This is a genomic window from Flavobacterium sp. J27, from assembly GCF_004303025.1.
GTDB lineage: Bacteria > Bacteroidota > Bacteroidia > Flavobacteriales > Flavobacteriaceae > Flavobacterium.
Genome location: NZ_PJQW01000011.1, coordinates 163,313 through 170,580, shown reverse-complemented (window position 1 = coordinate 170,580; position 7,268 = coordinate 163,313). Strand labels below are relative to the sequence as shown.

The following is a 7,268-nucleotide window of genomic DNA, read 5'->3' as shown; positions in this document are numbered from 1 at the left end:
GGAGAAAGCGAACCAAAAGTACCTTGTAAAGAGTGTACCGAAGAAGAACACGCACAAAACAGACGCTCAGAATTCCTAATCGTGAAAAAATAGTGAATTAGTTAATTGGATTTTTATTATCCCTTTTTCAACCTCTTAAAAAACCTGTACTTTAAGGGGTTGTTTTTTTTATAATACCTACAAAAAAAGTGTGCTATTAATTTTCAAAAATAGCACACTTTGGTCTTAAAACTAAACTACTATGGCAATGCATTAATAATACTAACAAAAAGCAGGCCAGTTTTTTTATTTTTTATAAATAATCAGTACAAAACTATATTTGATGCTTGTGACAATTTTATTTCAAAAATTATTTTGTTTCTTTTTTTGTGATAATTTTTTAAAAAAATTTATTTTGTCACACTTTTTGTGACAAATTTTATTTTTTTTAAAAAATGTCACCCTTTTTTACACCTACAAAATCTTTTGCTAAAGTTCTCGTCTTAAACTAAAAACATTACCAAAGGTTTTCTCAATTTTACGGTTTCCCATAAGGAATGCTTCTCCTACTCTATTATTTTTAAAAAATTGTTAAAACGGGTAATTGTACCTAGAAACAAAATTTGATTTTGGTTTATATTACCATTCATTTTAAACAAATATCTGTCAATAACTTAAATTGGTAAGCCGTTTAGTTATACTTAAATTAGTAAAACAAATAAAATTTCATTTTTAAAGACTAAGAAACATGAATAACAATACTATTGATGAAAAAACAGGAATAGGTTTAGGTAAAACCTATAATCACGATAAAACTGAAGACAAACATTATTTTGGAGGGTTCTTTAACTTGGCTGATGATCACATTGAAAAATCTTTTAAAGAAATTTCAGAAAGATTAAATTTAAGTAATTATGACAAAAATAATAAAATATCCTTTCTAGAAGTAATTTTTAAAATTGATGCACTTGATATTGAATGGAAAAGAGCAGTACAAATGTTTTCAAACTATTTCCCTTTTGTATCTGTAATAGAAAAAATTACAAAAATGGAATATCAAAATGATAATATAAAAACAATACATATTCCAACTGAAAATAAAAAAGCAATATTTATAAACACTTTGGTCATATTATTTGATGCTATTGAAAAACTAAGAAACTTTTACACTCATTATCATCACAATGATATTGTATTAGGAGAATATCCAATAGTAAACACCCATATTGAAAACCAAATTTCAGTTCTTGATTATCAAAAATCAAATTTTATTTCAAGTAATATTTTTAACATTTTGGATAAAATAAAACTAGAAGCGATTCAAGAAGTTAAAAACAAGCGAATGAATGTAAAGGATAATCATAGTTTGCTTAATAAAAAATATAAAAATCTATTTGAAAACAAAAATGAAGAAGAAACTAAAAAACTATTTAATAAATCATTCAAGTATTTATATGAAGTCATAAAAAAAGGAGAAAATAATTATGAAGCTATTCTAAAAGATTTTCATAGAAGTAAGAATACCAATTCAATTACTAATAATTTCAAAAACAACATATCTCGTTCAGGCTTTTTGTTCTTGTTTTCTCTTTTTCTAGACAAAAAAGAAATGGAACATTTACTTTCAAAATCTAAAAATTTTAAAGCTACTAATGAATTACAATTTTTAGCCACACGCTGGGTTTACACGCATTTTTGCTTTAAAGGCCTCAAAAACACAATTAATACTTCCTTCACAAAAGAAACTCTTCTTACTCAAATGGTAGATTATCTAAGTAAAGTTCCTAATGAAATCTATCAATATTTATCGGAAGAAGATCAAGAAAAATTTTTAGAAGATGAAAATGAATACATGCGAGACAATGAAGAAAATATGGATTCTTCAGAATCTTCAAGGGTCATACATGAAGTAAAACGAAAGAGATATGAAAATAAGTTTAACTATTTTGCTCTTCGGTTCATTGAAGAAGTTATACAATTACCAAATTTACGATTCATGATAAAAGTAGGCTCATTTGTACACTCCCAAATGTCTAAATCTGTTGGAAAAGGAAAAAATATACTTGTTACTAACAGAGTAATTAAAGAAGACATAAAAGTTTTTGGGAGATTAAATGATGTTATTGATGCTAAAAACGAATACTTTAATAATAAAAATAACATTCCAAATTCAGAACTAGGCTATTGGGAAGAATTTCCAAATCCGAGTTATTATTTTCAAGGAAATAATATTCCTATTTATATTTTTAATAAAATTGATGAGAATACTAATGGAATCGAAGCATCTAAAAGAATTAACAGAATATCAAAAAAAGATATTTTAACAAAAATAATTAAAGAAGAAGATAAAGATAAATTCATCTTTGATAAACCTCATGCTTTATTAAGCTGTAATGAACTAATACCTCTTATACATACTTATTTACACAAAGCAAATAACACAACTGATATTGAAAATCTTAGACTTGAAATTGAAAAAAAAATAACATCTAAAATAGAGAACCAAAAGAAAACTATTGAATTTTTCAATCCAGATAAAGCTATATCAAGTGAAAATCTTAAAAAATATCCTAAAAAACTTTTTAAAACAAATGCAGTAGAAACATTCCTAAAAGTTAAAAATAATAATGGTGATATTGTTTTTAAAATAACAAACGATATTGATGAAGAAATAAAAAAAACGCAACAAAAAATATTCTTTTTAAACAACAATACTAAAGAAATACAAGAAGGAATAAGAAAATATCTTTTTACTAAAAAAGAAATAGGCAAGGAAGCAACATGGCTAGCTAATGATCTAAAGAGAATGATGCCAGAAAGTAGTAGAAAAAACTGGAAAGGTTATGAGCATGGACAATTACAGTACTTATTTTCTTTTTATAGCGAACGAAAAAATGAAATTAGACAACTACTTAATGAGAAATGGAAATTATTTGAAGACAAATTCATTGGAAAAACTATTTCAGATATAATAGAGAGAAGAAATAACTTTGATTTGTTCTACAAGGATTATTTAATTAAGCGATTAGAAATTTTAAACAATATAAAAAACAATATAACTATAAATAATGAAAATCTATTTAGAATATTTTCTAAAAGAAAGTATGTTACAAAAGATTTAGAATCTTACAAAAAATCAATTATTGAACAACCTGTCAATCTACCTTGTGGTCTATTTGATTCAAATCCTACATTTATAATTGGTAAAGAATGGAATGATAAAAATAATGAGAACAAATTTGCAAAATGGTTTACTGAAGCAAAAAAATACTCTTCTTATCAATCTTTCTATACTTTGCCTCTACATTATATAGAGATTAATCAAAAAGTTATTTACAAAAATACTCGTTCCATAAATAAAACTAAAATACAAGATTATTATCTTAAAAACATGGTAGATAATCTGTATAATGATTTATTTAATCAAAAAACCATATCTCTATTAGAAGATTACTATGTTTCTAAAGAAGAAAGAGAGCAAATTAAATCATCTGCTAAAATCAATCATGAAAAAGATGAAAGTTTTATCTGGAAAAAACAAATTAATTTTGAAGCATATAATGGAAGGATAAAATCAAAAGCCAAAATGAAAGATTTTGGAAAATTTAAAAAAATACTTCTTAATTCAAAAATAAAAAATCTAATAAAGTATAATAATCAGTCATGGTCAATTGAATTAGAAAACAAGCAAAAATATTGTTCACTATCAATGGAATTAGAAAACTATGAAAAAATTAGAAGTGAATACCTTCTAAAACAAGTACAAGAATTGGAAGAAATAATTTTAAATAACAATGAACACTATAAAGTACATAAAATACATCCTTCAATTTTTGAAGAAAAAAATGGTCATCCAAATTTTAGATTTTATATTGAGACTGGTGTTTTAGAAAAAATATCTGTATTAAATCTCCAAGAATTTGAAAAATTAAAAAAAATAAATTTGCACTCTTTATATGAAAGTGAAATTTCTGAAATACAAAATTTAACATGCCCATGGATAAAAAAAGGTTTAGTTGTTATTATGATTCGTAATAAATTTGCACATAATCAATATCCAGATAAAATTATTTATGATATAACAAATAATGACATCCCAAAAAAAGAAGATGAATATTTTGCTACCTATTTTAATAGAGTTTTTGAAAGTTACAAAACACAATTAATTGAAAAGTTAAATAATAAAAACTAAAATAACAATAACAACGCTCCTTGAAATACTGCACTACTAGAAATTAAAAAATGACTACTTTTTCACAACAACCATTCTAAAAAGTTCATTTTTTTTATTGAAAATATACTAGAATCCCTTTTAATATCTAGGTTTAGCAACTATACGGTTGTGAAAGCCTTTATTGTATTCACTTTACTTCTATTGTTTTTTTATAGGAGTTCATGAATCTACGATTTGAAAGGTATCTACAACTTATTTTGCTCATTTTAAAAATATTTATATGTTGTGAAAGCCTTTATTTTGAAAGGTATCTACAACTCTTTTGGATAATGCTTTTTAACAAAATTTGTTGTGAAAGCCTTTATTTTGAAAGGTATCTACAACTGTCCCCAGTTACTTGTATTTTCGTTACTCGTTGTGAAAGCCTTTATTGTATTCACTTTGCTTCTATTGTTTCTTTATAGGAGTTCATGAATCTTCGATTTGAAAGGTATCTACAACACCACTACTTATAAAATCATCTAATATTAGTTGTGAAAACCTTTATTTTGAAAGGTATCTACAACTAGCAATGGTTACGCTTGGTAATTACTTGTGTTGTGAAAGCCTTTATTTTGAAAGGTATCTACAACTATCCAACATTGTTATCATTTTACTTCTAAGTTGTGAAAGCCTTTATTTTGAAAGGTATCTACAACTAACATCTGTATAATGTAAAGCTCTACCTAGTTGTGAAAGCCTTTATTTTGAAAGGTATCTACAACATTAATCGTAAACCTTCAACCCATCTTTCAGTTGTGAAAGCCTTTATTTTGAAAGGTATCTACAACTAAGGAGGATCTATGTAAAAAAAAGTGTTGGTTGTGAAAGCCTTTATTTTGAAAGGTATCTACAACTTCTCTTACGCGGTTTTTTAGCATTTGTAGGTTGTGAAAGCCTTTATTTTGAAAGGTATCTACAACTACACCATCTAACTCTTCTATCTGTGGATTGTTGTGAAAGCCTTTATTTTGAAAGGTATCTACAACTCTAAATACCACTCATTGTAAGTCCAAATAGTTGTGAAAGCCTTTATTTTGAAAGGTATCTACAACTTTTGAGAGTTTACATTTGCACCAGTTAAAGTTGTGAAAGCCTTTATTTTGAAAGGTATCTACAACAGTTTGATACCATTTCTTTTGTTCTTTAAGGTTGTGAAAGCCTTTATTTTATTCACTTTGCTTCTATTGTTTTTTTAATAGGAGTTCATGAATCTTCGATTTGAAAGGTATCTACAACATCGTTTGCAGGTATTTCTATTTGAGACAAGTTGTGAAAGCCTTTATTTTGAAAGGTATCTACAACCGTATTTCTCCTTTTACTCCTACATCTGTGGTTGTGAAAGCCTTTATTGTATTCACTTTGCTTCTATTGTTTCTTTATAGGAGTTCATGAATCTTCGATTTGAAAGGTATATACAACGATCTTTCATTTGCGACCATGCATACACGCGTTGTGAAAGCCTTTATTGTATTCACTTTGCTTCTATTGCTTTTTTAATAGGAGTTCATGAATCTTCGATTTGAAAGGTATCTACAACTAACTGCGAGCCTAAGTGCGAATCTAACTGGTTGTGAAAGCCTTTATTGTATTCATTTTGCTTCTATTGTTTTTAGTAGGAGTTCATGAATCTAAAATTTGAAAGGTATCTACAACAATCATTTCCCCTTTGACAACGTTTTTAGTTTGTATTGAAAACTTTGTCAAAGGTTTTTAAAACCCTATTATGGTTTATGAGCCACTACTAAGCTGTCTATTATCTGTTATGTGTTGTCTAATGGATTAAGTATCTTTCCTCTTTCCTAGTTACTAACCAACCATCAACCAACCAACAACCATCAACCAACAACCATCAACCACCAACCAACAACCATCAACCAACCACCAACCACCAACCACCAACCATCAACCACCAACCATCAACCATCAACCACCAACCAACAACCATCAACCATCAACCAACAACCACCAACCATCAACCAACAACCAACAACCATCAACCAACAACCAACCAAACCCTCTTTTACACATTCCTCAAAAAATACCTCTTTTAACATCAAAAAATCACCTAAAAAATTCGTATTTTTACACATATCTTAATTTATGTGCAATATGGAAGCGTCATTTGAAAGCAATCCTTTGATAGACAGGTTACCGAAACATTTAAAACAGTTTATAAAACCGCAAGATTATGAAGATTACACACCCATTAACCAAGCGGTTTGGCGTTATGTAATGCGTAAAAATGTGGATTATTTGTCTAAAGTAGCACATGAATCGTATTTAGAAGGCTTACAAAAAACAGGTTTGGAAATTGAAAATATTCCAAATATGTATGGTATGAACCGTATTTTAAAAGAAATTGGTTGGGCTGCCGTTGCTGTAGATGGTTTTATTCCACCCAATGCTTTTATGGAATTCCAAGCCTATAATGTTTTAGTTATTGCTTCCGATATTCGTCAATTAGAACATATAGAATACACCCCTGCTCCAGATATTATTCATGAAGGTGCGGGTCATGCGCCTATTATTGCGAATCCAGAATATGCAGAATACTTGCGTCGTTTTGGTGAAATTGGCTGCAAAGCTATTTCTTCTGCACATGATCACGAAATGTATGAAGCGGTGCGTTTGCTTTCTATTTTAAAAGAAGCAGAAGATACTCCTGAAGCTGAAATAAAAGCAGCGGAAGATCGTGTAGACTATTTACAAAACAATATGGGCGAATTGTCTGAAATGGCTCGTATTCGAAATTTACACTGGTGGACGGTGGAATATGGTTTAATTGGTACGGTTGAAAATCCTAAAATTTATGGTGCTGGATTATTATCATCAATTGGGGAAAGCGCTTGGTGCATGACCGATAATGTAAAGAAAATACCTTACTCTATTGTGGCTGCCGATCAAAGTTTTGACATTACAAAACCGCAACCCCAACTTTTTGTAACTCCTGATTTTGCACATCTGAGTTTAGTTTTAGAAGAGTTTGCCAATACCATGGCCTTACGAAAAGGTGGTCCAAAAGGCGTAAAAAAACTAATTGATTCCAAAGCCTTAGGAACTATTGAATTAAGTA

General features: G+C 28.3%; 2 protein-coding genes. Both read left to right on the top strand.

What is annotated here, in order from left to right; translation table 11 throughout:
- The first annotated feature begins 727 nt into the window (after nt 1–727).
- On the top strand, nt 728–4,171 hold the full coding sequence (cas13b, locus tag CX675_RS15265; protein WP_130736113.1) for a type VI-B CRISPR-associated RNA-guided ribonuclease Cas13b: 3,444 nt from the start codon (nt 728–730) through the stop codon (nt 4,169–4,171).
- A 2,133-nt stretch (nt 4,172–6,304) separates the two neighbouring features.
- Nucleotides 6,305–7,268 (top strand): aromatic amino acid hydroxylase (locus tag CX675_RS20195; protein ID WP_240723660.1); only part of this gene is annotated, 964 nt, incomplete at its 3' end.

What these genes read in the sequence shown, in the direction of transcription:
- cas13b (WP_130736113.1), top strand. Translation starts at nt 728, where the DNA reads ATGAATAACAATACTATTGATGAAAAAACAGGAATAGGTTTAGGTAAA.